The sequence below is a fragment of the Clostridium sp. CTA-19 genome (assembly GCF_054767855.1).
Genome location: NZ_BAAABH010000004.1, coordinates 52,395 through 77,745, shown reverse-complemented (window position 1 = coordinate 77,745; position 25,351 = coordinate 52,395). Strand labels below are relative to the sequence as shown.

Annotated in this window: 35 protein-coding genes and 1 riboswitch; of the genes, 2 read left to right on the top strand and 33 right to left on the bottom strand. The window is 25.5% G+C overall.

Annotated features, from left to right (window positions below; genetic code table 11):
• Nucleotides 1-17 precede the first annotated feature (17 nt).
• The 15 genes from ACYUE0_RS03650 to ACYUE0_RS03580 form a co-directional block, all read right to left on the bottom strand.
• Nucleotides 18-806, bottom strand: coding sequence for an NUDIX hydrolase (locus tag ACYUE0_RS03650; RefSeq protein ID WP_460269528.1), 789 nt, complete (start codon nt 804-806; stop codon nt 18-20).
• Nucleotides 807-983: 177 nt separating this feature from the next.
• On the bottom strand, nt 984-2,171 hold the full coding sequence (locus ACYUE0_RS03645; RefSeq protein WP_460269527.1) for a sensor histidine kinase: 1,188 nt from the start codon (nt 2,169-2,171) through the stop codon (nt 984-986).
• Between the two features lie 4 nt (nt 2,172-2,175).
• A complete protein-coding gene (locus tag ACYUE0_RS03640) occupies nt 2,176-2,850 on the bottom strand; it encodes a response regulator transcription factor (protein ID WP_460269526.1) in 675 nt (224 codons plus the stop codon).
• A 92-nt stretch (nt 2,851-2,942) separates the two neighbouring features.
• A complete protein-coding gene (locus tag ACYUE0_RS03635) occupies nt 2,943-3,248 on the bottom strand; it encodes a hypothetical protein (protein WP_460269525.1) in 306 nt (101 codons plus the stop codon).
• Nucleotides 3,249-3,550: 302 nt separating this feature from the next.
• Nucleotides 3,551-4,078, bottom strand: coding sequence for a GyrI-like domain-containing protein (locus ACYUE0_RS03630; RefSeq protein WP_199869964.1), 528 nt, complete (start codon nt 4,076-4,078; stop codon nt 3,551-3,553).
• 344 nt (nt 4,079-4,422) lie between these two features.
• Complete coding sequence (locus tag ACYUE0_RS03625) at nt 4,423-4,983, bottom strand: GNAT family N-acetyltransferase (protein ID WP_460269524.1); 561 nt, start codon at nt 4,981-4,983, stop codon at nt 4,423-4,425.
• Between the two features lie 234 nt (nt 4,984-5,217).
• Nucleotides 5,218-5,931: a class I SAM-dependent methyltransferase gene (locus ACYUE0_RS03620; protein ID WP_460269523.1), complete on the bottom strand. Its 714-nt coding sequence runs from the start codon at nt 5,929-5,931 to the stop codon at nt 5,218-5,220.
• Nucleotides 5,932-6,061: 130 nt separating this feature from the next.
• Nucleotides 6,062-6,382 (bottom strand): quaternary ammonium compound efflux SMR transporter SugE, encoded by a 321-nt coding sequence (sugE, locus tag ACYUE0_RS03615; protein ID WP_460269522.1) that lies wholly within the window; start codon nt 6,380-6,382, stop codon nt 6,062-6,064.
• Nucleotides 6,383-6,509: 127 nt separating this feature from the next.
• Nucleotides 6,510-6,614: riboswitch (guanidine-I (ykkC/yxkD leader) on the bottom strand.
• Between the two features lie 126 nt (nt 6,615-6,740).
• Complete coding sequence (locus ACYUE0_RS03610; protein ID WP_460269521.1) at nt 6,741-7,046, bottom strand: hypothetical protein; 306 nt, start codon at nt 7,044-7,046, stop codon at nt 6,741-6,743.
• Entirely contained in the window at nt 7,018-7,164 is a 147-nt protein-coding gene (locus tag ACYUE0_RS03605) for a hypothetical protein (RefSeq protein ID WP_460269520.1), read from the bottom strand. Before ACYUE0_RS03605 ends, ACYUE0_RS03610 begins: the two co-directional genes overlap by 29 nt.
• A gap of 224 nt (nt 7,165-7,388) precedes the next feature.
• Nucleotides 7,389-7,976, bottom strand: a complete 588-nt coding sequence (locus ACYUE0_RS03600) for a DUF3862 domain-containing protein (protein WP_460269519.1) — start codon at nt 7,974-7,976, stop codon at nt 7,389-7,391.
• A gap of 219 nt (nt 7,977-8,195) precedes the next feature.
• Nucleotides 8,196-8,621: a hypothetical protein gene (locus tag ACYUE0_RS03595; protein ID WP_460269518.1), complete on the bottom strand. Its 426-nt coding sequence runs from the start codon at nt 8,619-8,621 to the stop codon at nt 8,196-8,198.
• Nucleotides 8,622-8,973: 352 nt separating this feature from the next.
• A complete protein-coding gene (locus ACYUE0_RS03590; protein WP_082761142.1) occupies nt 8,974-9,750 on the bottom strand; it encodes a TraX family protein in 777 nt (258 codons plus the stop codon).
• A 179-nt stretch (nt 9,751-9,929) separates the two neighbouring features.
• Nucleotides 9,930-10,385 carry a GNAT family N-acetyltransferase gene (locus ACYUE0_RS03585; RefSeq protein ID WP_061994794.1) on the bottom strand — a complete coding sequence of 152 codons (456 nt, stop codon included), beginning with the start codon at nt 10,383-10,385 and terminating at the stop codon, nt 9,930-9,932.
• A gap of 142 nt (nt 10,386-10,527) precedes the next feature.
• Nucleotides 10,528-10,929 (bottom strand): GNAT family N-acetyltransferase, encoded by a 402-nt coding sequence (locus ACYUE0_RS03580; RefSeq protein ID WP_199869956.1) that lies wholly within the window; start codon nt 10,927-10,929, stop codon nt 10,528-10,530.
• A 240-nt stretch (nt 10,930-11,169) separates the two neighbouring features.
• Here ACYUE0_RS03580 and ACYUE0_RS03575 point away from each other — a divergent pair, with 240 nt between their 5' ends.
• Nucleotides 11,170-11,376 carry a hypothetical protein gene (locus ACYUE0_RS03575; RefSeq protein ID WP_460269517.1) on the top strand — a complete coding sequence of 69 codons (207 nt, stop codon included), beginning with the start codon at nt 11,170-11,172 and terminating at the stop codon, nt 11,374-11,376.
• Nucleotides 11,377-11,538: 162 nt separating this feature from the next.
• On the opposite strand, the gene ACYUE0_RS03570 is transcribed toward ACYUE0_RS03575, so the two are convergent.
• The 4 genes from ACYUE0_RS03570 to ACYUE0_RS03555 all read right to left on the bottom strand — a co-directional run bounded on the left by ACYUE0_RS03570 (nt 11,539) and on the right by ACYUE0_RS03555 (nt 14,758).
• Entirely contained in the window at nt 11,539-12,411 is an 873-nt protein-coding gene (locus tag ACYUE0_RS03570) for a glycoside hydrolase family 25 protein (protein ID WP_460269516.1), read from the bottom strand.
• Between the two features lie 414 nt (nt 12,412-12,825).
• On the bottom strand, nt 12,826-12,981 hold the full coding sequence (locus ACYUE0_RS03565; RefSeq protein ID WP_155844720.1) for a hypothetical protein: 156 nt from the start codon (nt 12,979-12,981) through the stop codon (nt 12,826-12,828).
• Between the two features lie 621 nt (nt 12,982-13,602).
• Nucleotides 13,603-14,097 (bottom strand): hypothetical protein, encoded by a 495-nt coding sequence (locus tag ACYUE0_RS03560; RefSeq protein WP_460269515.1) that lies wholly within the window; start codon nt 14,095-14,097, stop codon nt 13,603-13,605.
• 67 nt (nt 14,098-14,164) lie between these two features.
• Nucleotides 14,165-14,758 (bottom strand): TetR/AcrR family transcriptional regulator, encoded by a 594-nt coding sequence (locus ACYUE0_RS03555; protein ID WP_460269514.1) that lies wholly within the window; start codon nt 14,756-14,758, stop codon nt 14,165-14,167.
• Between the two features lie 103 nt (nt 14,759-14,861).
• Here ACYUE0_RS03555 and ACYUE0_RS03550 point away from each other — a divergent pair, with 103 nt between their 5' ends.
• Nucleotides 14,862-15,146 carry a YciI family protein gene (locus tag ACYUE0_RS03550; protein ID WP_460269513.1) on the top strand — a complete coding sequence of 95 codons (285 nt, stop codon included), beginning with the start codon at nt 14,862-14,864 and terminating at the stop codon, nt 15,144-15,146.
• 613 nt (nt 15,147-15,759) lie between these two features.
• On the opposite strand, the gene ACYUE0_RS03545 is transcribed toward ACYUE0_RS03550, so the two are convergent.
• The 14 genes from ACYUE0_RS03545 to ACYUE0_RS03480 form a co-directional block, all read right to left on the bottom strand.
• Entirely contained in the window at nt 15,760-16,197 is a 438-nt protein-coding gene (locus tag ACYUE0_RS03545; RefSeq protein WP_460269512.1) for a GNAT family N-acetyltransferase, read from the bottom strand.
• Nucleotides 16,198-16,465: 268 nt separating this feature from the next.
• Complete coding sequence (locus ACYUE0_RS03540) at nt 16,466-17,998, bottom strand: hypothetical protein (protein WP_460269511.1); 1,533 nt, start codon at nt 17,996-17,998, stop codon at nt 16,466-16,468.
• 21 nt (nt 17,999-18,019) lie between these two features.
• The gene (locus tag ACYUE0_RS03535; protein WP_460269510.1) at nt 18,020-19,081 is read right to left on the bottom strand and encodes a hypothetical protein; all 1,062 of its coding nucleotides are present in this window, start codon (nt 19,079-19,081) and stop codon (nt 18,020-18,022) included.
• A gap of 269 nt (nt 19,082-19,350) precedes the next feature.
• Nucleotides 19,351-20,154: a hypothetical protein gene (locus tag ACYUE0_RS03530; protein WP_460269509.1), complete on the bottom strand. Its 804-nt coding sequence runs from the start codon at nt 20,152-20,154 to the stop codon at nt 19,351-19,353.
• A 101-nt stretch (nt 20,155-20,255) separates the two neighbouring features.
• Entirely contained in the window at nt 20,256-20,561 is a 306-nt protein-coding gene (locus ACYUE0_RS03525) for a hypothetical protein (RefSeq protein WP_460269508.1), read from the bottom strand.
• A 12-nt stretch (nt 20,562-20,573) separates the two neighbouring features.
• The gene (locus ACYUE0_RS03520; protein WP_460269507.1) at nt 20,574-20,738 is read right to left on the bottom strand and encodes a hypothetical protein; all 165 of its coding nucleotides are present in this window, start codon (nt 20,736-20,738) and stop codon (nt 20,574-20,576) included.
• Between the two features lie 283 nt (nt 20,739-21,021).
• Nucleotides 21,022-21,219, bottom strand: coding sequence for a hypothetical protein (locus tag ACYUE0_RS03515; protein ID WP_460269506.1), 198 nt, complete (start codon nt 21,217-21,219; stop codon nt 21,022-21,024).
• A 13-nt stretch (nt 21,220-21,232) separates the two neighbouring features.
• The gene (locus tag ACYUE0_RS03510) at nt 21,233-21,433 is read right to left on the bottom strand and encodes a BhlA/UviB family holin-like peptide (protein WP_010292172.1); all 201 of its coding nucleotides are present in this window, start codon (nt 21,431-21,433) and stop codon (nt 21,233-21,235) included.
• A gap of 101 nt (nt 21,434-21,534) precedes the next feature.
• Nucleotides 21,535-21,708, bottom strand: a complete 174-nt coding sequence (locus ACYUE0_RS03505; RefSeq protein ID WP_460269505.1) for a hypothetical protein — start codon at nt 21,706-21,708, stop codon at nt 21,535-21,537.
• A complete protein-coding gene (locus tag ACYUE0_RS03500; protein WP_460269504.1) occupies nt 21,708-22,064 on the bottom strand; it encodes a hypothetical protein in 357 nt (118 codons plus the stop codon). Before ACYUE0_RS03500 ends, ACYUE0_RS03505 begins: the two co-directional genes overlap by 1 nt.
• A 12-nt stretch (nt 22,065-22,076) precedes the next feature.
• Nucleotides 22,077-23,234, bottom strand: coding sequence for a phage tail protein (locus tag ACYUE0_RS03495; RefSeq protein WP_460269503.1), 1,158 nt, complete (start codon nt 23,232-23,234; stop codon nt 22,077-22,079).
• Nucleotides 23,235-23,237: 3 nt separating this feature from the next.
• Nucleotides 23,238-23,861 (bottom strand): putative phage tail protein, encoded by a 624-nt coding sequence (locus tag ACYUE0_RS03490; protein ID WP_460269502.1) that lies wholly within the window; start codon nt 23,859-23,861, stop codon nt 23,238-23,240.
• Entirely contained in the window at nt 23,842-24,936 is a 1,095-nt protein-coding gene (locus tag ACYUE0_RS03485) for a baseplate J/gp47 family protein (RefSeq protein ID WP_460269501.1), read from the bottom strand. The genes ACYUE0_RS03490 and ACYUE0_RS03485 overlap by 20 nt, the downstream gene beginning before the upstream one ends.
• A complete protein-coding gene (locus ACYUE0_RS03480) occupies nt 24,929-25,351 on the bottom strand; it encodes a DUF2634 domain-containing protein (RefSeq protein ID WP_460269500.1) in 423 nt (140 codons plus the stop codon). The genes ACYUE0_RS03485 and ACYUE0_RS03480 overlap by 8 nt, the downstream gene beginning before the upstream one ends.

Here is a 25,351-nt window from a genome sequence, read left to right as displayed (position 1 = left end):
GCTATATTTCATTAAATTTATTTTTCCATTTCATCAAAAAACTGTTTTGGTTTTTCAATTCCTAATTCAGCTTTAAAGGTGTCTTCTAAATATTCAACACAATCATTTTCCTTTAGAAATTTTAATACACTTTCTTTATCTTTTTTTACAAATACAATTGAATGTAACTCTCTTTCTAAATTATTTTTCTTTAAATACTCATCATATTCTTTAAATAATAATAATAATTCATTTGATGACATATTTAAGTAAACTTTAAAGAAAGTATTTATAAAAGATAAATTTTTTCTTGTAATAAAGTATACATGTTCTGTTTTATTCACTTTTTCTTTGTCATTTAAATCTAAACCAACCTCTTCTAATACTTCTCTTTCAACACACTTTTTAGGTATAATTTCGTCTTTATAAACATCATCTTCACTTATTGCTCCACCTATAAATTTAACTTTACCACCTAAACTAGTGTAATTAGCCATTTTACATAAAACATAAAAGTCATCACTAGTAACCATAAGTGCACTAGCAGCAACAGATCTACATATATATTCCCCTTCCCAATTATTCTTTAAGGTGTACATATAATGAGCAAAATTAGTTTTCTTCATTATAAATTCTAAAGTATCATCATTAAACATAATATCACTTACAGTAAAAATCTCATCATTAGTATATTCTTTACCACTTTCCATTAAATTGTTCCAATTTTCTTCAATACTTTTTCTTATATCTTCAGGCAAAACTACCTTTGAATTACTATATGAAAATTTAAACTTATCAACTTTATCATATACTAATTTACTATTCATTATCTTATCCTCACCATTCATCAATGTATAATTTAAAATATTATTTTGCCTCTACAATATAGCTTATAACTTTTAGTAATATTGTAAACTTACTAAGTTATATTCCATAAAATTTTATATATTCCTCTTTTTTCATCATCATTATAAAAAATAAACACAACTTCTACACTATTTTTATTATTTTAACTTAAAATCTTCCATGCTTATTATGCTTTTTTTATTAAAAATAACTTTAAATTCTGTTCCTTTGTTAATTTCACTATTAACTGATAGTTTACCATCATGTTTATCAATAACAGTTTTTACAATTGATAGCCCTAATCCTGAACCTCTAATTTGCTGTGAATGTGACTTATCAGAGCGAAAAAATGGTTCGAAAATATGTTCCCTGTCATCTTGTGAAATTCCAATACCGTTATCTTTTACATTTATAATAATTTTATCTTTATCTAGCATTGATGAAATATTAATATATCCATTGCTCTTTCCATATTTTATAGAATTTTCTATTATATTAAAAAAAGCTCTATATAATAAAGTTTTATTTCCATGTATATTATTCTCTTGTATATCTAAATTTATTTTTATTCCTTTACTCTCTATTCTAAATGATAATTCACTTAAAATTTCTTTGAATAAGTTTTTTAAATGTATTTCATCATTAAAATCTAATAATTCAGAAGATGTAAGCTTTAATAAATCATCTACTATTTTAATAAGTCTATTAGTGCTTTTTTCAACAATATCTGCATTTTCTTTATAATCTTCTATATTGGGCATATCATCAATTTTTAAAACTTCTAGTGATGCTTTAATTGTAGTAAGAGGTGTTTTTAATTCATGAGCAGCATTTGCTGAAAATCTTTTTTGATTTGCAAATGATTTTTCTAATCTTTCTAGCATTGAGTTAAAAGATTTAGCAAGACTACTTATTTCATCCTTACTATCTTTTACATCAATCCTTTTATTTAGATTTTGATCATTAATATTATGAACTGTATCACTAAGTTGTGAAAGTGGTTTTAATGCTTTACCAACCATAATATATGTGCCACAAATACCAGCAATTATAATTCCTATCATTACAATTATACTTTGAATAGAAAAATTTTTTTGAGCCTCTACAGCCTTAATCCTTACATCTATATTTCCAATATTATTTTCCTTATTAACCGATTCAATAAATTCTTCCCTATTTATATAATCGCTGTTTTCATTTTCAATAATTTCCCTATCCATATTATTTTTCAAAAAATAATAATTTGCACTACTAATAGATATACCAGTTAGAGATATGGCAATCAGTATTATAATAATACTTACCAAAACAGTAATTCTAGTTTTTAAAGTAATTATTCTTTTCATATAATCACACCTTCTCATCTGTAAGAATATATCCCTGACCTCTAATATTTCTAATTACATCCCCTTCAGATACTGATAGTTTTTTCTTTAAAGAATGAATGTGAAACTTAAATGAGTTTGAAAACAAATCTACGTCACTATCCCAAACATGTTCAATGACCTTTTCTGCGCTTATAACTTTATTTTTATTGTACATTAAATACTCTAAAATGGAATATTCTTTTTTAGTAAGTTCTACTATTATATCCTTAACTTTTACTATTTTGCTAGCAGTATCAATTGTTATTTCTCCACAAGAAAGTTTTACATTTTGTTGCACAAAAGCACGTCTTAATAAATTTCTTATTCTCGCTTCTAATTCTGCAAACTCAAAGGGCTTAGCAAGATAATCATTGGCACCACTATCTAAACCTATAATTTTATCCTCAACATCGCTCCTTGCAGACAAGATAATTACTTTTAATTCATTATCAGTTTTCCTTATGTCTTTTAATACATCAATGCCATCTATTTTAGGTAAATTTAAATCTAATATAACCAAATCATAATCATTTATTTCTAAAAACTGTAGTGCCTCTTCACCATCATATGCATTATCAACTGCATATCCATGTTTTTTTAGCCCCTTCGTCATAACTTTCGATAACATTTTTTCATCTTCAACAAGCAAAAGTTTCATAAAACACCTCCTAAATATTCAAAGCCACACAAATTTGTGTGGCTTTTTATGATATATTTTAACCATATATATAATACTTATTTATTTCCTATTTAATTTTCAATGATTTGTTTATTCATTTCTACGGCACCTTCTGGCTTCTCAGGCATTTCTCCTTGCTTATACGTTTTAACTTCACCATTTGAAATTTCTTCATTATCACTATTAATATCACTTTTCTCTAATTGTATCGCATCCTTTGGCATCTCAGGCGCCTTTCCTTCTACATAAGTACCTATTTTTGCTGAAATTTTATCAACAATATTTTCCCCACCTTGGCTTGATGCAAAAACACTTGTTGTTGTACCTACTAACATAGCTACTGTTAAAAGTTGAATACCTAATTTTTTCATTTTCATATTAAAATCCTCCTTGTTTTTTATTGATGTTCTATATCATGGCTTTATTATACATAAGTTAAAGTTAGATTAAAGTTAGATTTTAAAATGAAATTTATTATATTCTATTTTTATAAAATAACTATTCAAAATATTTCATATAGCCATGTATGTTTATGTCCTGGAAATTTATAAATATTACTATAATTTTTTATTATAAAAATAATTAATTATAAAATCTATTTAATTCAATAAATATAACTTCAAAGAAAATGACATAAGCTATAAACTTATGTCATTTTCTATGTTTAAACAAATTATTTTTAATTAAGTATTTTCCTCTTTCTCACAGGAATCCATACTTCAAAACCACATTTATTTGATTTTTCTTCTTCTGGACAATATACTTGAATTTCATAATTCATTGACTTTTCATAACCACTTGTAGGTAACCACTCTGTATTAATCACCTTCATTAAACTTTCTATAGTGTTGTTGTCCTTACTTAAAAATTCCTTAGTCTCAAATACAACCCATGTACTTGCTGGAATTTTAAATGTATCTAAATCTTTATACTCCTTACCATCAGCTTCTGCACCAATAGATATAACATTTTCTCCGTTGTCTAATGTTTGCCTTGCACACATTCGCCAAAATGGTGGACGATAAAGCTTATACTCATTCCCAATTTTCTTATCCATTCCCTTATTAAGAAATTCATCCCAAAATAACCATATATCTATATTTTTTTCTTGCCAATTATTAATTTTAGCATTTGTAGTACATTTTTCAAAATTTCTAATAGCTCCTACAATCTCAATTTCTTGTTTTTCAATAATATGATATTCCATATCTCTACCCCCTTTTATTTCCATACAAAAGTCAACTTTATAATAGAAATTAATTTTTTCTATAAATCTATTTTTAGTATGAAATGGATGACATACATTTTAGAATAACTGTTTAGGGATGTATAACAATATTTTACAGCCATTTACAATAGTTTGCAACTTATGTATCTTAAATTATATGTTTTACCTAGTAAACGGCTTTATTGAAACTACATTACGTAATTCTACGCTTAGTTGTAAAACAAAGAATATGGATTTTATAGAAAGATAATATATAAAGCTACTCATTAATTTTTTGAGCAGCTTTATTTCATAAAATATGACTACTTTATTAAGTTTTAGTATTATTTATAATATTCATCTTTTAATATTGAATAATACTTGCAATCAACTAAGTTACAACTATTATCCTTAATAAGCTTTCTTAAAGTTCCCTCATAAATTAAATTACATTTTTCCATTACTCGTCCTGATGCAAGGTTATTTACATCAAAACGTGCTCCTATACGTTGAAAACCTATTTCATTAAAACCAAATTCAATTACTTTTAATAATGCTTCTGTCATAATACCTTTATTCCAAAATGCTTTACCTATACAATATCCTACCTCACAGTTTTCATCATTATTATTAATCTCTAGTAAGCTAATATTACCAATTGCATGTCCAGTTTCTTTTAACTCAATAGCCCATTGATATTGTTCCATATTTTTATAATTATTTATCCACATTTCTATGAGTTGTTTACTTATTTCAACACTTTTATGTGCAGACCATGAAAGATATTTAGTTACTTCCGAATCAGATGTCCAATTATTAAACATGTCTAATGCATCCGCTTCTTTAAATTTTCTTAAAATAAGTCTTTCAGTTTCTAGTTTTTCTGTTCCCTTATGTTTTAACACAACCTTATTCACCCCCTGTTATAGAATTCCAAATTGACTTTTAAAATTACTCATTCTAAAACTTGGATACCTAAAATAGTGAAATATACTCTGAATCACTTAGAATTGAACATTCTATCTTGTATAAAATAAACTTAAATGGGAGCTTGTTTCACTATAGCATAACCAATTAAAAACATCATAATTTTTAATTTATTTTATAAAATAAAAAAAGTAAGTTTCTCAAAAACCTCTTTATTTTTTCTTCATTAGTACTGTCCATATAAAGCTCTTCCCAAAAACATTATCATTATATGATTCTTTCATTTCCCTAAATTCAATTATTTCAAAATATGGTTCCAAAATTTTTTTCAATTTATATTTAGTAAACCCAAGACCTCCATGCATTGAATAATCTCTATATACATCATAATCGGAAATATTTGCTCCACCTTTCAAATTGAAACAAGTCATTGCAAAATATCCATCTTTTTTTAGATGTTTTAATATAATATTTAAATATTGATTTCTTCTATGTGGCTTTATATGATGAAAACATCCACTATCATATATAAAATCAAAGCTATCTAATTCATTCTCAAATTCAAATATGGATTGACATAAAAAGTCTACATTTATAGAACTTGCTTTAGCTGTTTCAATAGCCCATTCAATAGTAGTATTGGAAAAATCTATTCCTATAACATCCCACCCATTTTGTGCAAGATATAATGAATTTCTTCCATTTCCACAACCTATATCAAGTGCCTTTCCTTTATTCAATATACCTGAATCAAAATACGAAATAAGATTTTCATCTGGAATATTTTCAAAAAACGGTACAGGCTTATCCTTATTAGAATAAAAATCATTCCACCATTTGTTCTCTCTTTTTTCCATTAAGCTATCCAACATAATAAGTATGTCATCTTCACTATTTACAATTTCACTATCAATTGCATTACTCATCTATATTCCTCCTATACTGATTTGAACTTTTAACATATTTATTATAATTATACTAAATATTGTTTAAAGAGTAAATATTTCAAATATTCAAATTTAATCATGGGCTATCTCAAATATGTTAAGACTTCAATTAATGAGATGATACTAACTTCAATCCCACAATTCCAACTACTATAAATCCAATACAAATTAGTCTAGTAATACTTATTGGTTCCTTAAATAGTACTATTCCTAAAATTACAGTACCAACGGTACCAATTCCTGTCCAAATTGCATATGCAGTACCCAATGGAAGATTTTTTAATGATAATGATAAAAAATAAAAACTTGCTATCATTCCCAATACAGTAAATGCACTTGGCATAAATTTTGTAAACCCTTCTGAATACTTCAAGCCTAAAGCCCATCCTACTTCAAATAAACCTGCTAAAACTAAAAATAACCATTGCATAATTTTCATTCCTTTCTAATATTAAGTAGTTAAACGCAATTTATTTCTCATCTATTTCTTTTAAAATTTCAACCTATTCCCCTCCTTTTAATGACAAATAAAAAAAGCCAAGGTCGATACGCAAAATATCTCCCAGGCTTTTATCCTTCCGTGAATACAGTTAAACTGTACGTTTTATCTTGGACCAGACCAATTTCTAATTTAAAATTGCGGAACCCTATAAAACTTTTAAGACATATATATTTTTATGTGTCCTAATATATCAAAATTTATTAATATAGTCAATATTTATTAATGTTCTTATTTTCAACCTATATAAGAAAAATATGAAATTATTCAAAACATAATTTTCTTCAAATTACATATATACAAATCTTAATGAATAAACTTTACTTTCTACATAAATACCTTCTATTATAACAGTAGTTTCATAGTTATTATATATACATTCAATCATGATGAACTCTCTTAACATTTTATTTCTATGTTTCGTTACTGATTCTTCTTCATTAAATATTATAGCTTTTTTCTCAGACATTTTTTCACTAATATCTTCTTCATTACTTACATATATATTTTTTATATTATCTGCCTTAATGATTTTAGTCATTTCTGAAAATACAAATTGAATTTCATTATCCATTAAAATCATTGATTGTAGCATACTTTCCCTTATCTTTAAACCCTGATATATATCTAAGTGAATCAGTAAATTTCATTATATAATTTTTATTATTTCTTTTAATTTCAGCTTTTATTTTTAAATCTTCTTTTTTCTCCATATCTTTTTCTTCTATTTTTCCTATTAAAGCTAAAATTAATATACCCCCTACGAAACAAAAATTAATCTTTCAAAATTGTTCATAACAACATCCACCGAAAATTAAATTTTATCATTTAAATGATGAAATAACTAAAGGATACTAAATAGCATCCTTTAATTTCTATATGTTTTACGTATAAAAGCTTTTCATTAATATTCAATTTAGATTAAACTTTCACTATATTACTTTAAGTTAAATTGAGCTTTCATAGTAACTACGTTACTTTGGAATGTTACATTACAATTTGTTCCATCCTTATTTATCCAAGAATATATGCAACTATCTATATCCATTACCTTTGATTGTGAAGTTAACTCTCCTTCTCCTAGAATTGAATTTACTTCTTCTAGACTCATTCCTTCATTAATTTCATTGTATTTTTCTAATGTTATGTTTGCATCATTTTTTTTCAATCCTGCCTGAGCTTTTCCTGTAACAACGCCATTTTGAACTGTTATATTCATATTTGATATTCCACTACCTGTCCATGTATACATTTTAGTAGTAATCCCTCCAATATCAGAAGAAGTTGTCTCTGTACCCTCTCCTAATACTTCACACGCATCTTCATAACTTTGATCCATTCCTATTTTTAAGAAATTTTCATATGTAACCTTAGTTTTCGCTTCTTTCTCTTTGTTATTTTGAGACGATGATGTTGCAGATTCATCATTTTTAGTAGTATTATCCGAGCTAGATGTTCCCTTAATCGCAATAACTATAATGATTATAGCAAGCCAAAACCACCATCTTTTGTAAATTTTTTTCATAATATTAAAATCCTCCTAAAATTTATTCCATTTCAAATTATAACTGCTAAATTTAAACATGTACAGGGTTTAATATTTGTTAAAATATTAAAATTATTATAAATATTATAAATTTTAGAATTGACTTTGATAATATGAAATTTTATCTGATAAAAGCTAACATTAACACCAAAATATAGCCTTGTAACCATTCAGTAAAAATAGGATATCATTACACTTTTATGTTAACTTAATTTTAATATGACCTTTAGCATCATCACCATTAATTTCCACTTTCAATTTTTCATTGTTATTTGGAATTGAAATAGTTTCATCAACAGTACCATTTTCCTCAAAAAATACTTCACTATTATTATAAATTTTAATGCTTAAATCTCCTTGTTCAACATTAGAATCAATCTTCATTGTATAAGAATCCTTTAAAGAACTTATTTCCTTTAACTCTGTTCCATCAAATGCTTGAAATTTAATATCATAAATATTATTTTTAGTCTCATCAGTCCACATTATTGTTTTGGCATCCCAACCTATTTCATTTATATTAAAATTCTTCTTTTGATTAATATTTACATATGAATACCCCCCAGCAACACAAAACAAACAAGCTAATATACATACAATTATAAATTTTTTCTTTTTTACCATTGTTAACACCTCTTTATTACATTTTATTTATTAATTCTTTTTAGTATTTATTTGTAAAACTGTATTATTTTTCTACAATTAAATTATACTAAACATTTTAAAAATAATAAACCACTATTATTTTTATATTTTTGCTTATCATTACTTTTTATACTTGTTTATAATCATTATGATATTTCCAGTCCATAACACTAAAAAAGTGATTAAAATTTCTTTATTTGTTTTTATTTTAAAATACAAAAGGGATTGCCTAAAATAAATTTATATTTTAAGACATTTCCCTATTATTTTTTATATTTTATTTTAAATTTATATTAGTTTTTCATTAAACATTCTTATAAATTAACTTCATTTACCTTGTTGTCAAATATAATCTTACAAAGTATAGTATTAGTAAGTGTGCTGGATAAAAAAGATAAAAAAAGTATTTTATTTTCAAACCCCTTTCTCCATTGTAAAAATAGATTGCAAGTAGTGAGAGATACACTATTCCCAAACTTGAAGGTACCTCATATAAAAATACAATAGCTCCTGATAATATTTGTAACAATCTCTTTTCTCTAAATATATAAAAAAGAGCTATACAAAGTATTCCGTAATAAGTAAAATCACATTTTATAAATTTAGCCATTATTCCAAATAACACTATAGTAGCTATAATACAAAATATATTAACTACTTTATTCATTTTTTTGCTATTAATAACTTCAATTATATACATTACGCATACTCCTAAAAACAATGTGAAAAACACATTATTTAATCTAGAAATTGGTATAAACATTTTATTACCAAATGCTAAATTGAAAGGTATTTCAGAAACTAAAGCAAATATAAAAAGTCTAAATGCATATTTCTTTTTATTACTTGTATGAACATATCCTTCAACAAGCAAAAAACAAAATATTGGAAAACATATACGTCCTACAGCTCTCATCATTAAATATATGCCATTTAATGTATTCATATCTCCAGTATAAGGTATTTTTTTAGAATATATACCCATTAATATTAACATTGCTGCAAGATGGTCAATAAACATTAAAATTATTGCCATAATTTTTAATGTACTTCCTGATAATCCCCTTTTTGATGATATTTCTGTTTTTTCAATTATAGATGTATCCACTATTATTTCTTCCCCCTGTAATCATAGTTAATAAACATATTTATAAAAAATATATTTATTATAATACAATAAGTCTGTAATCATTTTCATACACTATTTTAACTATTTTTTGTTTAATTGTCAAATATTTCTCAATTTTTACAATATTTTCACTTATTGTATAAAAACCAATATTTTATTTATATTTCTAATTCCATAACTTCATTTTCTATTAAAAATCCATGACGTTTATAAAAGTTTATCGACCTTTCACTTGGCCAAACAAATAACAATTCAATTTTATTATATAATGCCCATTGTTTCACTTTTTTTATAAGCTCCGATCCTATACCTTTGTTTCTAAATTCTATTTTTGTATAAACATTTGTTACATATCCTATTTCTGCAAATAACTTTTGTGGTTTAGGTACCTTTCTTATTCTATTTATATATATATTTGAAACAATTTTATTACTATCTTCAGCTATCCAATATTCCCAACTTTCAGTTTTTAAACCATTTACTAAAAATACATTACACTCTTTAATAAAATCTTCTTTTGAAATCTCAAAATTTCCTTCTTCTTCATATTCGTGTTGCCACCTCATTTCTGAAAGTGTCGGAATATCTTTTTCTGTTGCTAATCTATATATCATATTATCATCCCTCCCACATAACATAAAATTTATTGCGATTTTCTAATGCTATTACTTTATATTAATAAGTTTTTTCTGGAGTTGCATTTGCTATAATAGTTGAATACATTTTTTTCATAATGTCCATTAAAATATTCTACATTTATTTAATTAACCTCTTTCTTACAAGCTTTGCATAGGGATGTGTCCAACCTAATTTTAAATAAAATGATTCTGATGATGGTAAAGCATCAGCGATAATTAATTCACAGTTTCTCTCCATTAGAATATTTTCTACATGTTCAAGAAGTTTACTACCAATCCTATGTTTTTGCATTTCTTTAGAAACAGCAAGTTTTGCAATATAAGCCCTAAATCCAAAATCATATGCAAATATACAACCTACTATTTTATTTTCAATTTCATAGACAAATACAATAGCATTAGATGAATTAAATGCTTTTTCTAACGTCTTATTATTCCAGTTTGGATGCCAAAAGTCAGGAATTGATTGCATTAACTGTTTTACATAAAGTAAATCTTCCTTTTTCATTTTTCGAATCATACATAGACCTCCCACGTAAATTTAAATTTGTTTTTCTTATATATTATAATAAAATTAATTCTTAAATTAATTCCCAACTTTAAACATAAGTTTATTCGCCTATGTAATTCAATAAAAGTTTCAGAATTCCTTTATATAAGTATTTTTCTAATTCAAAGTACTCCCATAATTTGAATATCAAATACATCATAATCTCATATTATAATATATAAATATATATTAATTTTTGGGGGGATTTTTATGTCATGTAACAATTGGAATAATAACTGTTGCAATGATTGTAACAACAACTGCTGTGATAATTGGGATGACTGCAACAATGATTGTAATAACAATTGGATTGACCACTGTTTAACTGATTGGAACAATAACTGTTGTGATAATTGGAACAATGGCTGTTGTGATGATTGTGGCTGTGGCCTATTTGACTGGATATTTTGGTGTTAAATAATTATAAATATAATTTTATATTTTCTACACTAACTAAAAATCATCTAATACAATATTAGGTTTTAATATAATACCCACATATTAAACTAGACAAGCTTAATATGTGGGTATTTTTATATTATTTATTCTATATTAGTAACTTTTAATTAAGAGTTAATCTTATCTTAACCCTATTCTTTCCTCAGCAAGTTTAAGAGTTTCTTCTCTATTTTTACCGCGTATATAAACATTAGCCTCTACACCGGTTAATGCTCCAACACTATAAACACTTTTACCCATACCTTTTACATATTCTTCATGATTAACTACAATGCAATCTTCTAGTTTCCATGATAGAATTTTAGCTATACATTCATCTGCGTCTGATCCTTTAGCATAAACAACAACATTTCTATAAACTTTCAAATTTTTTTCACTTCCATTCAAGCTAGATTTTTTTATAATAGATTGATAGTCTACATAGCAATAATTCGTATCAACTTGTCCATTAATCCCATCAAAAGTTCCACTATCTGTAAACTGCCATATACCATAATTACCTCTATAATTACAATTAGAATTATATTCTGCTACCCATTTATCATATCTATTAAATATATCACTTGTAAGTTTATTATTAAACCAATAAGTGTTAGCATAAATTCCAACATGATATCCAGCAGCTTCTATAATATCGCAAAATGTTTTAGCTATAGATGCTATGACACTATTGTCCAAAGTTCCTGTAGTTCCATCGTCCTCTAAATCAAGGTATACTGGATAATCTAACTTGTAACCTTTTATATTTCTTAAAACGTGTTCTGCTTCACTTTTGGCATGGTCTATTGTAACTGCATAAGAGTATATATAAACCCCTACAGGAATACCTAAACGAGCACATTCTTGTATATTTCTTTTAAATTGACTATCGTCTTGACTAGTCATGTTATCTCCATAGCCAACCCTAATAATAGCAAAATCTATTTGACCTTTTATCTTGTCCCAATTTATAATTCCTTGATGTTCACTTACATCTATTCCTTTTAATTTCAAGTTGTTCTTCCTCCTTTAGCCTATTCATTGGTTCAATTGTGATGATATTATCTATTATTTTAAATAGAGCATCAAAAAATTTTAATCTTAAAATGAGTAAAAAACTATTAAAAATAAAAGATAATATTCTATATATTTTTATTTTTCATTCTAAATATCTTTTATAATAATAATTAGACTTATTTTTTTAATTGCTATAATATAAACTATGCTTTAATTAGTACTTTGCTCGCTAATCTTTAAAATAAAAATAAAAATAAAGGAGGCATCAAAAAACTACCTGCAATAATTAGAATCTTATTTTAAAATTAACTTTTAGTACCATTTAAATATCATTAAATTCTACATTATATAATTCATCACCATCTTCATAGGCACTCCTCACCATCCCAATTTTATGATTTTTCCTATGTATTAAAATAGCATCTTCACTCTTTGTATTGAGCCATTTACAAAGATAAGCAGTAACTCTTTTATAAGCATTATTCCCATATAAAATATAATTTCTACTATTTGAAAAACTTCAACTATTCTTTTTCTCTTCTTATCAATTTGTTTTAACATATTCATAGTATGTATCCTCCATTGCTACCAAAGTATATAACATAAAATTTATTAGCTATTCATAAATCAGTTTATATTTTTCTATTTATAACCATATATCTAGAATTATTCCCATTTTAATAATTCTAAACATTTATTTTTCATTTACTCTTTTATTTTTAAACCTAAATTTTATTTAAGATTTTATCATTATAGAGGAGAATATTTTAAATTTATTGCTAAAACAAAGAATGGTCTGTATTAGAATAAAGTTATAAAACTCCATTCTAATACAAACCATTTTTTATATGATATTTTATTTATTGTAATCTGTAATATTAAATACTATTCCTTTAATAGTGGATATTTTAATTTTTGTCTTTCTTAACTGTCTAAATAATCTTCGCCCCGCATTTTCTTTTTTATTTCTCTCCCTTTTTATTTTTTATCATAAACTTGCGTCACTTAATAAGAATATTGACAAAAAGTTGCTATTGTTTTTTATGATTTTTTTCAATAAACATCTCTATTAATCCAATAGAAAATGTTAAAACTCCTATTACCATGATTGAATGTATATATCTAATGGCACAAATCTTCTTCATAATTAACCAGCTAGAATATAATAATTAAGTTAAGAGATATGTATTATGAAAAAGTTATTGATGAATTTCCTTCTTCAGATACCAACCTTAGCGGGCTGGATAGAAATTGAATTAAAGGATGTCTTTCATAATCCCACGAATACACAATATAATAGCCATCAAAGATTTTTACATTCTTTAAACTAGCAAAAAATACCTCAATGTGTTCAATACTATCAATCTGTGATCCTTTCTGTTCTAATACAACATACCCATCATATCCTGTTTTGTATTTAGAATAATACTCCTGGAGTTCTTCTAATGATAATTGAGATTTTATCAAAATTGCACCAAAAAATTGTATTCCAGAACCATTGCCTGTCAAATATCCCACTTTTGAAACAGCATCGCAGAATTTAGTATTACTAGGAAGCGGAGTGTCTTGTAGTTTCTTTTTTACTCCATCTGCAATAAAATCATTCATAGACGGCATGTGAATAAATATTAGGTAAAGTCCTGTAATAATAAATATTATTGTAATTTTTATGAATTTTTTCATTTGTTTATCTCCTTAACATACAAAACTGTTTGAAACTAATATGGTTTAACTATAATACACGTTGTTATTATAACCCTTTTATTATTTCATTAATATACCTTTCTCCTCTTTTAACAATATCAAATTCTCCATTTGCAAAACACCATGAAGCCATAAGTCCCCTTACAAAACTTTCTAAATACAGAAATATTTCTTCTACTGTTTGTTGTGTATTAAATGCATTTTGATTAATTCCTTTTAAAATTAATGCCTTTAAATCTTTTGAAAACTCACGTCTTTCAAAATGGTTGCTGCATTCTGATATACATTCAGTCAAATTTGTCACATAAGCTCGACATGTCATTGTATATCCCACATGATCAGTAAACATAAGTTCTGATATAAGGAATTTTTCTATTTTATCTTTTATATTCATATTTTTATCTTGTGAAATCAATTCTTTATATTGTCTTATAATAAACTGATTCATATCGGAATAATAACTTTCCTTTACGATATCTTCTTTAGATTTATAATGCACATAGAAGGTCCCCTTTGCAACTCCTGCTTTTTTACATATCTCGCTTACGGTAACATCATTATATCCTTTTTCTTTAATTAATTTAATAGCAGTCTCAAATACTTTGTTTTTGGTTAAAATAGCTTTTTCTTTTCTTAACATACTTATCCCTCTCTTGATTTTTTTTATTGTAAGCGTATAATGATGACTATAGTCACTGACCACGGTCATTATTATGATAATTTATTTAAAGGAGAAAATCAATATGTTTATACTAAATCTTACTTATAACAAAGACATTAATGAAGTAGAAAAATATTTATCTAGCCATATATCGTTTTTAGATAAATACTATAAAGCCGAAAAATTTATTTGTTCTGGAAGAAAAAATCCACGTACAGGTGGAATTATTCTTTGTAATGCTAAAAGTATTACTGAAGTTGACGCTATATTAACTGAAGATCCATTTTACAAAGAAAAAATCGCCAATTATGAAGTTATTGAATTTCTTCCTAACAAATATGCAGATAATTTTAAATGCTTTATTTAATACATAATACTTGTAAAAATACATATATAGATTATAATCAACTTAAATGTATAAGCTAAAAAAGGTAGCATAAGAATTTTTTCTATGCTACCTTTTTGAAATAAACTATATAACTATATAAAGCTAATGTGACTTATCTATTTTATTATTTAATATAAGTTAATTTACGAATTCTTTAAATATGTATTTAAATATATCCTTTTATGTTACTATTTTCTTATATATTAAGTTAAGGAGATTAATCCAATGATTTTTTTATGTATATTAATTTCTATTTTTTCTATTATCCTTTTCGTAAATAATGCGGTTTCAATAATCAAAAAGGCTATTTCTAATAAACCAACATGGAAGAATACTATAATTTGTTGTATAACTTTAACAATTTCATGGTTATGTTTGTTATTTCTTTGTTCACCATAAACTATAATTTATAAAATAAGGTAGTCTAAAGTTTTTACTCTAAACCACTCTATTTTTTGCAACAAGTAAAATAAATATGTTAATAAATATATTTATTTTACTTTAAACCTACTCTTTTAATCACTTTTTTAATGTATCAAATCTACCTATACCTTTAAATATTACAGTATCTTTATTCTATATATTAATTGAATCAAACTGCTAATTTCATAATTATCTCATCTTCGTCACGTTCTCCTGTATCTTTGAACCCTAGCTTTTCATAAATATAAATTGCATGACTGTTATCTATATTACAAGTTAAAATAATATCATTTGATTGACCGAAGGGTTTTGATTTTATATAATCTATGCATAACTCCATGGCTACAGTTCCATATCCTTTACCTTGATATTTTTCATCAATCATCATATGCCAAATATTATATATTTCTTCATCGTAATCATAAATAACCATAATATCATCCTTATAAATTGCAAAAGGTGTACATTGATTATAATATACATATGCCTGTGCCAAACTATGAATAGGATGTGATACAAACTTATCTTGTCCCTTTCCAAGCTTTAAATTAAAACATTCAATAAAATTGCTTTCTTCAACTTTCTTTAAAGTCAATTCTTTCTTCACAAAATCCCTCCATTAATTTAAGGAAACTATTTAATTCCTATACCTCTATTATTACAATAATACTTTTTAAATATATTCCATACCATAATAATCATCTCCTTCTACATTACTGTTAATATTCTATCTGTCCTAATAAGTATTTCTGCAAAGCTATTTAAAATCCTTATCATATTAATAAATTTAATCTAAATCATAAAAAAGGGAGCTCCTAAGAACTCCCCCTTAAATATACATTCACCTTTTAAAGCTAATGCGAATTAAGTATTTTTTATTTGCAACTAAAAAGATTTATAATCTTGAGTATTTTTACATCTCCACTTATCCAATCTAAGAAGATTAATAATATAATATTAAAACTTAACCATAGTATAGATATTAAAATTTGCCTAATCTTAAAGGATTTTTTTACATTACTATAGCTTTTAACATTTTCAATAATATATTTTACATTTTCCTCTCCTAGCAACACGCCATATCCAGATACTAAATCTTCAATATAATCTGTTATTCTTTTTCTTTTATAATTTGTTTTTATATTTGAATATATTAGAAATAGACATGATCCCAGTATAATTATTGCAATTATTTGCACCACTTCAAAAGTAAATATATTATAAAAATTTCCTTGTGTTAACGTGTTAGATACAATTAATGTTGCTAAAAAAGTGAAATATGCTAATAAATTCTTCCCCATACTCGCTATAAGCTCGTATAATGTTTCTGATAACAATTTACCTTCCTCAATTACAGAAATTGTCAAATTCTTTTTTTCTTCCAAAAAGTCATCCATATTTGTTTTTAAGTAATAAGTATAATTTGTTTTCATTGAATTTAAACTTTCATCATCTAACTCTAAAACACTTTTATGTCTGCAATGTAAGCTTATTACATTTCTCGCAATAGTAGCCTTATCTATTAGATTTCCATCATTATAAATCCATCTATATATCTCATATAATCTATCATTCTTTTTTCTCTCTTCAACATCCTTATAAAATATTTTAAACTCTGAACTCTTATAACCATTTATTCTAATATCTGAAAAGTTATCTTCAATTAATGATATATCTGCTATATAAATAATTGATAAAATATCTCTAATACAATTTAATCTTTTCTCTAATCTTATATCCACATATTCATATTTTATTATATTAAAATCTTCTGGGATTACATTTAATTCTTTCTTTTGAATATTTGTAACATCTAATCTTGAATTAAGTATACTTTTCCTATTAATTAATCCAAAGTCTTTTACTATATCTTCTTCTTTCGTCATTTGAAATGTTTCTGTTAAAATTTTCATTTCTTTATCATATGAAACAAATACTATATAATCTATAGATTCATAAATTTTAGAAAAGAAACTTATTGTTTGATAAATGTCTTTTTCCATTATCCATTCAATAAACTTTTCTACTGAATATATTGATATAAATTTATTTTTATAGTCTTTATTTATTTTTATTGTAACTTGTAGCTTATCTTCCTTTATTCTTATTTCATTAAAAATATCTATTATTTCATTAATATTATTACTTTTAACTATATGCTCTGAACCATTATATTTTAATTCACCATTTTTCATTATTAAACAAAAGAAATCATCGTCAGATGCTTTAATACACATGTTAAATGAATCTCTTTTAGGATACTTCTCTAATAATTTTTCTATTTTATAAAAATTATTTAATTCAGGGAGAGAATTTATTTCAAATACCAAGTCAAAGCTAGCTAATTTATCAGATTTACTTATTATTTTATAGTTATCAAATTTATCTAGTAATTCTTTTATTAACATAATTTCTCCCCCTTTTACATTTTATTTTTTATCTTTATTATATCTTTCAAAAACATCTTTATTATCAGTTTCAATTTGTACATATTTTTTTCCAATCTCATCTTCAAACGCTACTATCTTGTCATCACTGTTCATATCTTTTACTATTAACTCAATATCGTTTGTCAATTTATAAGATTCTTTAATCATCCTTACTGAAAGTGCACTTGGATCTGGTGTAAATTGAGTATCAAAAGTTTCCCTACTAGGAAGTTCTTTTAAATCCTGTATTAGTTTAAATCTTTGCTTTTCATTTAATCCATCCTCTTCATATTTATACTTTTCAAATTTACTTTTTATTATTGCTGGATAGTCAATTTGATCCGTAGTTCTTATATGTTCAATAATAGCATTTCTTAAAACAGAATAATCTCCCTTACTAAATTTATAAACATCCTTTTTCAATACTCTTTCAATTTCTCTAAAAAATTGTTGTGTATTTTGTTGATCATCCCTTAATTCATTTAATTCCAAAAAATTTTCCGTCCAATATTTAGCTGTATTATCTAAATATACTCTAATTTCGCTTACTTTTACCTCATCATTTTCTATAATACAACTAATTAAACACGATTTCCATAAATTTTTTTCATCTACTTTAAACCCTTCTTCTATACTATAATTTTTTTCACCCATATATTTATTATGCTCTGCCTTACTGATTAAATACTCATATTCCTTATATGATGAATCCTTAAAAATGGCTTGCAATAAACTTCCTTTTTTAACTTCAACGCCCATATGTCTAATTTTTTTTTGAGCTTCTTCTTCTTTTTCTCTTAATCTATTTGAAATACTGTCCATGATTACTGAAATACCTTCTGTATTATCATTATGTAATTTTTTTACTATGCTTAATACATTGCTTAATACTTGGGTTGTTAAATCCTTCTCCTTAAAAAACTGCACTTTATCACTATCTTCGATTATGTCATGTAACTTTAATATATATCCATTCAAATCATCTGTTACAGTTCTATTTTCTATATTTGGTTTTTCATAATCAACTATACAAACATATTTATATAATATATTTTTATCCAATTGTATCCCCTCCCCTTTATATAATATTTCTACATAAAAGAAGAAAGTCCTACAATAATAATTCATTTTTTTATTATATATTAATATTAAAAGTAAATTAATTTAGCTACATCTTTTAAAATATCATATCTATTACTACCAGTCTTACCACCTATTTGAATTAGCTTTTTAACTTTCAATCCACTAACATCAAAATCACTTTTTCATCATAAGACATTGATTTTTTTGTGCCATAATTACTGCACTTAATACATCTATTCTTTATTAAATTAAGCAATGAAAAAACAAAGCACTACTATAACTATCATTGTTATACATATGAAGCTACTCAGCTTCTTATTAAAAATACTTTTATTTTTTTGCTTTGTAAAACTAGTATCCTTATTAATAATCTTATCAATCATATAAAACAAAAAATATAGTGAACTTACAATACTTAAATTTATAATAGCAATACAACCAGCATATTCCCATGGCTTAACTAAAGATTTATTTTCAACTAAAAATTTTATTCCTCCAATATTAAATCCTATTATTGAAAATGCAGCTATTAGAATTGACATTATTGAAATTATATTGTTATTAAATGATTTTATATTCTTTTCATGCTCTTTTATCTTATCTATGGATTCTTTTAAGTTTTGATTTATATCACTAATAATATCATTTACTTTTTCATTTCTTTGCTCTAAATCTTTAATTTTTTCATCAGACACTTTTATGAGTTTACTATAATCAAAAAACTTTATATCTATTCTTTCTCTTATTTTTTTTGAATGTTCTTCTAACTCATTGACAGTTATATATTTGATAAGTGCATACTTCTCTCCCCAGCCCGTTAATGTATAAACTTTTTTCTTCCTCTCATTGTCTATTTTTATAAATCCACTATTTTGCAACTCTAAGAGTATGTTATTTATTTCCTCTAAACTTTGTTCTACATATCCCTGATTAAGCAATTGTTCTTCTATAAAATTAATAAAACTTAATTTTTCTTCTTTTACTTCATCATATACTCTTCTAACAAAAAGCTCTTTTAATATTCTTTCTTCAATTTTTAATTTATTTTCCATTTAAACACCCTCCATGTAATATTTTACACTACTTGATGTTATTTTCATATTACTCATATAATTTGATTTTAATACATTATTTAATTTATTATTATATTTTTCTAAACTAAACTATCTGCATCATGCAAACTAGTGTATCTATCACTACCATCTGTACCACCTATTTGAATTATCTTTTCTGCTTTCAATCTACTAATATCAAAATCACATTTTTTCATCATAGGACATTGATGTTTTTGAGATACATATATAGCTGCATTTGAATCCATATCTCCAAAATAAAGTACAATTATTTTCATATCATACATTTCCTTTTTATTTATAACTTCTTTTTTTACTCTACTATCAATTCTATTTGCTATTGCAAAACCAATTGAATCTTCTCTTAATTTTTTATATAAATTCACATCACCTTTTGCTTAACAAAAGAAACATTCAATTATCATTGCTTCCATATTTGTTGAATTAAGTTCTGCTAATTCGTTATAGTATTTAATTCCACAATTAGTAAATCCTAACTGTTCAAGATTTTTAAGAATTGAATTAGCTTTATCTTTAGTCAATATACTTGCTAATGGATGCAATCATATTTCACCCCTATGGCACCATCATAACTTTTATAGGCTTTATTTAGATGCACTAAATAAAATAGCTCTACATTATTTGAATTTGCTTTATTTATACCCCACATTAATTCAGTGTTTGAATTATTCATATTACCAGGATAACAAACTATAAACTGATTTAATTTTTATAAATATTTTTTACTACCTAGAAATATTTTTCTATCCTCTATTGTTTCATCTACAATTCCACATGCTCCTGGAGCTAATGGATTATGACCACCATCAATTCCTATTTTCATATTTATTCACCGTCCCTATTATTTTCTTTTATAGCTTGTCTAGTGGAACTTTGTCCAAAATAAAATGCTATTATCATTGAAAATATAGTTAAAAATTCATTGTTACTTATTCCACCTTTAAGTGCCAATATACAAAATACTACAGTAGTTAATAATGCTCTTATCTTCTTAATCTGCAACATATTTTTTAATTGCTCCATCTGCACCACTTTCCTATTTAAATATTTTATTTTTTATATCCTCAACATCCTGTTTTATGTCTTCAACCACTCCAAATTTATCTGCAAGTTTATCAATTGTATTTTGATAGTTTTTTTCTCTATCACCTGTTGTTTTAAGTACATACAATAGTAGAAAAACAAATAGCCCATATCCCAATCCCTGACTTAATGCTGCTTTAATTAATTCATCCATATTACACAACCTTTTATATAAGAAAAAATAGGCAATAAAAAAGAACCTTTTTGGTTCCAATCTATTGCCTTAACTACTTATTTTTACTTCGTATTAATTATCTAAGCTGTAGTTTCTTCTATTACACCACTATGCACCAATATATAATCTTCTACTGCTTTTCTATACTCTACATTGGTCACATCATCTAACTGAAACTCCATATTCCTTAAAGGATTTATCCCCTTATTTATTATCCTTTCCGCTATTATTCTTACTATTATCTCATTCACCATTATAAAATGCCTCCTAAATCCTTATTTTCTTTTAATAATAATTGATTCTCTAATTCTTCTTTTTCTCTTCTTAATTTTTCTTTTTCTGTTTCTTGTCTTTTTATATATTTATCTATAATTATTAAATCTTTTAATTCTGTTTTATTTTTGTCCTTTGTTACATCTATATGATACTTTATAGCATCTCTAAAGTTATTTTCATTATAATCATAAGGTAAATCAACGAAATCTATTTCTCTAGGTCTTAGATCCCCAATCATCTCATCTGTTAATCCAGAATCGAATCTTTCTGAAAAAGTGCCATTTAATATAGTTCCAGTATTTTTATTATAAATTAATCTAAAATTTAAAAACATTTTAATCCTCCTTTAATTCCAAGCAACCCAATACATTTCCTTATTCCCCCAACCATAATCTGCAAATGTTGCAAACCTACTCCCCTCTATTGCTATAGTTGGAGAAATAACTGATTTAGAAATACCTTCTTCTTTTTTAATAAATGTACTTGCTGCAAACCATCCACTACTACAGCCACAAACAGCAATTATATTAGTTGGCTCAAAAGATAATGAAACTTCAAATTGATATATTTTATAACTAGATGAATATCCAGTTGCAAAACTTTTCATTTCTATATTAAATACTTTACTTATTAAATCATGTAATGATTCTGTACTACTTGCACTAACTTTTTTAATATTTAAATTACTTGCAAGATTACTTTTTAATGTCTGTATTTTACTTTGCATACTAGGAAAAGTATCTGTAGCCGATAATGGAGTTCCAATTATATTACTTATAGATTTTTTACCATTATCGGCATATTGAAAAAGTTCTTGCATGCCAGATTGTACATCTGTTGCATTCATTCCTGTGATTTTATTTAATTTAACTTTATTAGCTGATAAATCTATATTTTCTATTTCCTTCGTCATTTCATCCAAATGCGACTCAACTGACTTATCATCCTCACAATTTATATCCTCTGCTTTTAGAACTATATCTCCAGTTTTAGTGTTTACACTAGTAACTGGAACTTTAATATTTTTAATTTTTTGTTCTAATACTTCTATATCTTTTTTAGTAGCTAATATAACAGTAGGATCTACCCTAAGTGTTATAGAGTTAGCATTGCTTACTTCTAATATTGTTCTTATAAGTATGTCTTTGCTACTTCCATCCTTTGTTTGTGGTTTATATGTTTCTGGATATTTTGCCACAGCTATTACGTTATCTTCATCATCAAGTATTGCTGCTTCTCTTATCGTAAAACCACCAATTTCACTAGGAAGTATTACCTCTATAATTACCCAATTCGGATTTTTATCATCTATCCTAATATTATTTATATTTCCTTGCCATACCTTATGCTTAAGTTCTGTTTGCTCCTCTGTTGGATTATAGTATGCTCCATTACTATCCCCTACTTGAAATTTACAAAAGTTAACCTTTGTTCCAAGTGCAGTTGCATTTGCTATTTTAGCTTTTCCCACTTTTGTGAGTATTGTATAAAACTGTTCTGACATTAATTATCCCTCCTTTGGATATATAGTTATATTCTCTACACCAGTGTTACTTCCAAGTGCAAATTTAACAGTTCCCTTGCTTTCAATACTTTTAGGACTCCAAGGATAAACCGTTAATTCTTCACCTATAGTTGTACAAGCTCCAAAATATATATTTGATTTAATTTTTTGTACTAATGATGATTTTAATATCATATTACAAGGAATTATATTTCTAAAGTTATCAGTTATTTCATTAAAGGCATTCCAGTCGAAAGTATTTATAAACACTTTAACAAGATAATCATCATTTTGTACTTCAACTTTATAATTATCTTCACCAAATAAAGTCTCCAACTTTTGTTCGAGAGCTCTGTGGGTTATAGGCATTTTATCCATTTTTCTATTTTTAAGTCTAAGCTTTCTAAAATCTAAACTTTCATTTTTCTTGTCTGGTTTTATTTTATATAAGCTTTCTCTTTTACTGATTCCATAATCAGTAGCTGTATCTATAAAGTTTTCTTTTAAAATCTTAAGATGCATACTTTCTATTGAATCAAACTCTATATCTTCAGCATTCATAATTTCTTTAAACTCTGCTATATTTGCTATTTTTGATGGTAAAAAATCAATTAATTTCTTTTTCACTTAGTACCACCTCTTTAAATTTAGGAATAGATTCTTCATCTAAAGTTAAGTTCTCTTCTTTTCCATTTATTTTTGTATTAAATAAATCTGCAACACCATCTATATTTAATATTTTAGCTTCTATTTGATTGATTCTAATTATTATATTTTCTTCATCTTCCCATTGTTTCTTTAATTGTAGAAAGTAATCTTTTATAGTAGTCTTTATTTCTTCCTCTACTTGTCCTATATTAACATCCCTTTTAAGTAATAATTTTGTTTCAATCGTTATCTCTACATCTTTGCTGCCTAAAACTTTTACTACATGTCCAACTGGGGCAATTCCTAATCCTTTTCCCTGATTTTCTGTTGGATCTAAAGTAGTTTGAACTGTATCTATTAATTCAACAGTTGGTGTATTATAAGCACTATCTAAAAACACTATTTTTACAGTACCCCCACCATTCCAGACTGGAAAAACTTTAACTGGTCCAACACCTTCAATTGATTTAACTTTAACCTTATAATCTGCTATATTTCCACCAAAAGCTTTTTCATTTAAATGTGTAATATATCTTTTAAATAATTTTTCATTTGTTTCAACATTCTCTCCTGGAATGATTAATTCACCTAAACTACATATAGCTAGATTTTCTATATATTCTATTGGTAACATTGTTCCACATATAGAATTGCTATCTTCCCCTGTACTTTCGCATTTCATTTTATAAGTTCCAGTAGATATTTTTTCTGTAGCAATAAAAATAAAATCATCTATAAAAAACCTACTATTTAAAGGTATATCTATTAAAATATTTTCATCATTATAAAAATACCCCTTCTTTATAGAGCATGTTGCTACTTCTCTTTTCATTCCCTCTTCTGCAACCCTTAAATCTAAAAACTCTATTGGCATATCTACACTTGCAAATGTATAGTCTAAAAATCTATCCATATCTGAATACATTCTTCCTAATTCTTGAGCTGCAGGAGCTAATGCATTATATATTATTGAGCCTTCTCTCTTATCAAAATCGTCTGGTATTTTATTTAACATATTGTTTAATATAATCTCTTCTGTATTCTCTTCAAACAATTGGTTTTTTCACCACACTTTCTATAAACTCTCCATAAATAGAAAAGACAGTGAACTTTATTAAAGCACTGTCTTTGTCATAGTTAAATTTAAAATTATCTACATTTTTTATTCTATCGTCTTCAAGTAAAGCTTCTTTTATTCTACGTTTAAATTCGCTTTCTATTATTAATTTATCCTGTCCAATAATTTCTTTAAGCTCACTTCCATAATTCCAACTATAGATTGTGTATTCATACCTCTCAGTATTTAATATTAATTCTATAGCTTGTTTCAATGCCTCTATTCCATCACAAAAACCAACTATTCTTTCATCTTTTATTTTATATGTTTTTGTTGATATACTATTTTCATCTTCTATATTAATAAAATCATATATAATTGATTCCTGTGGTAATATACTTACTTCACTCAT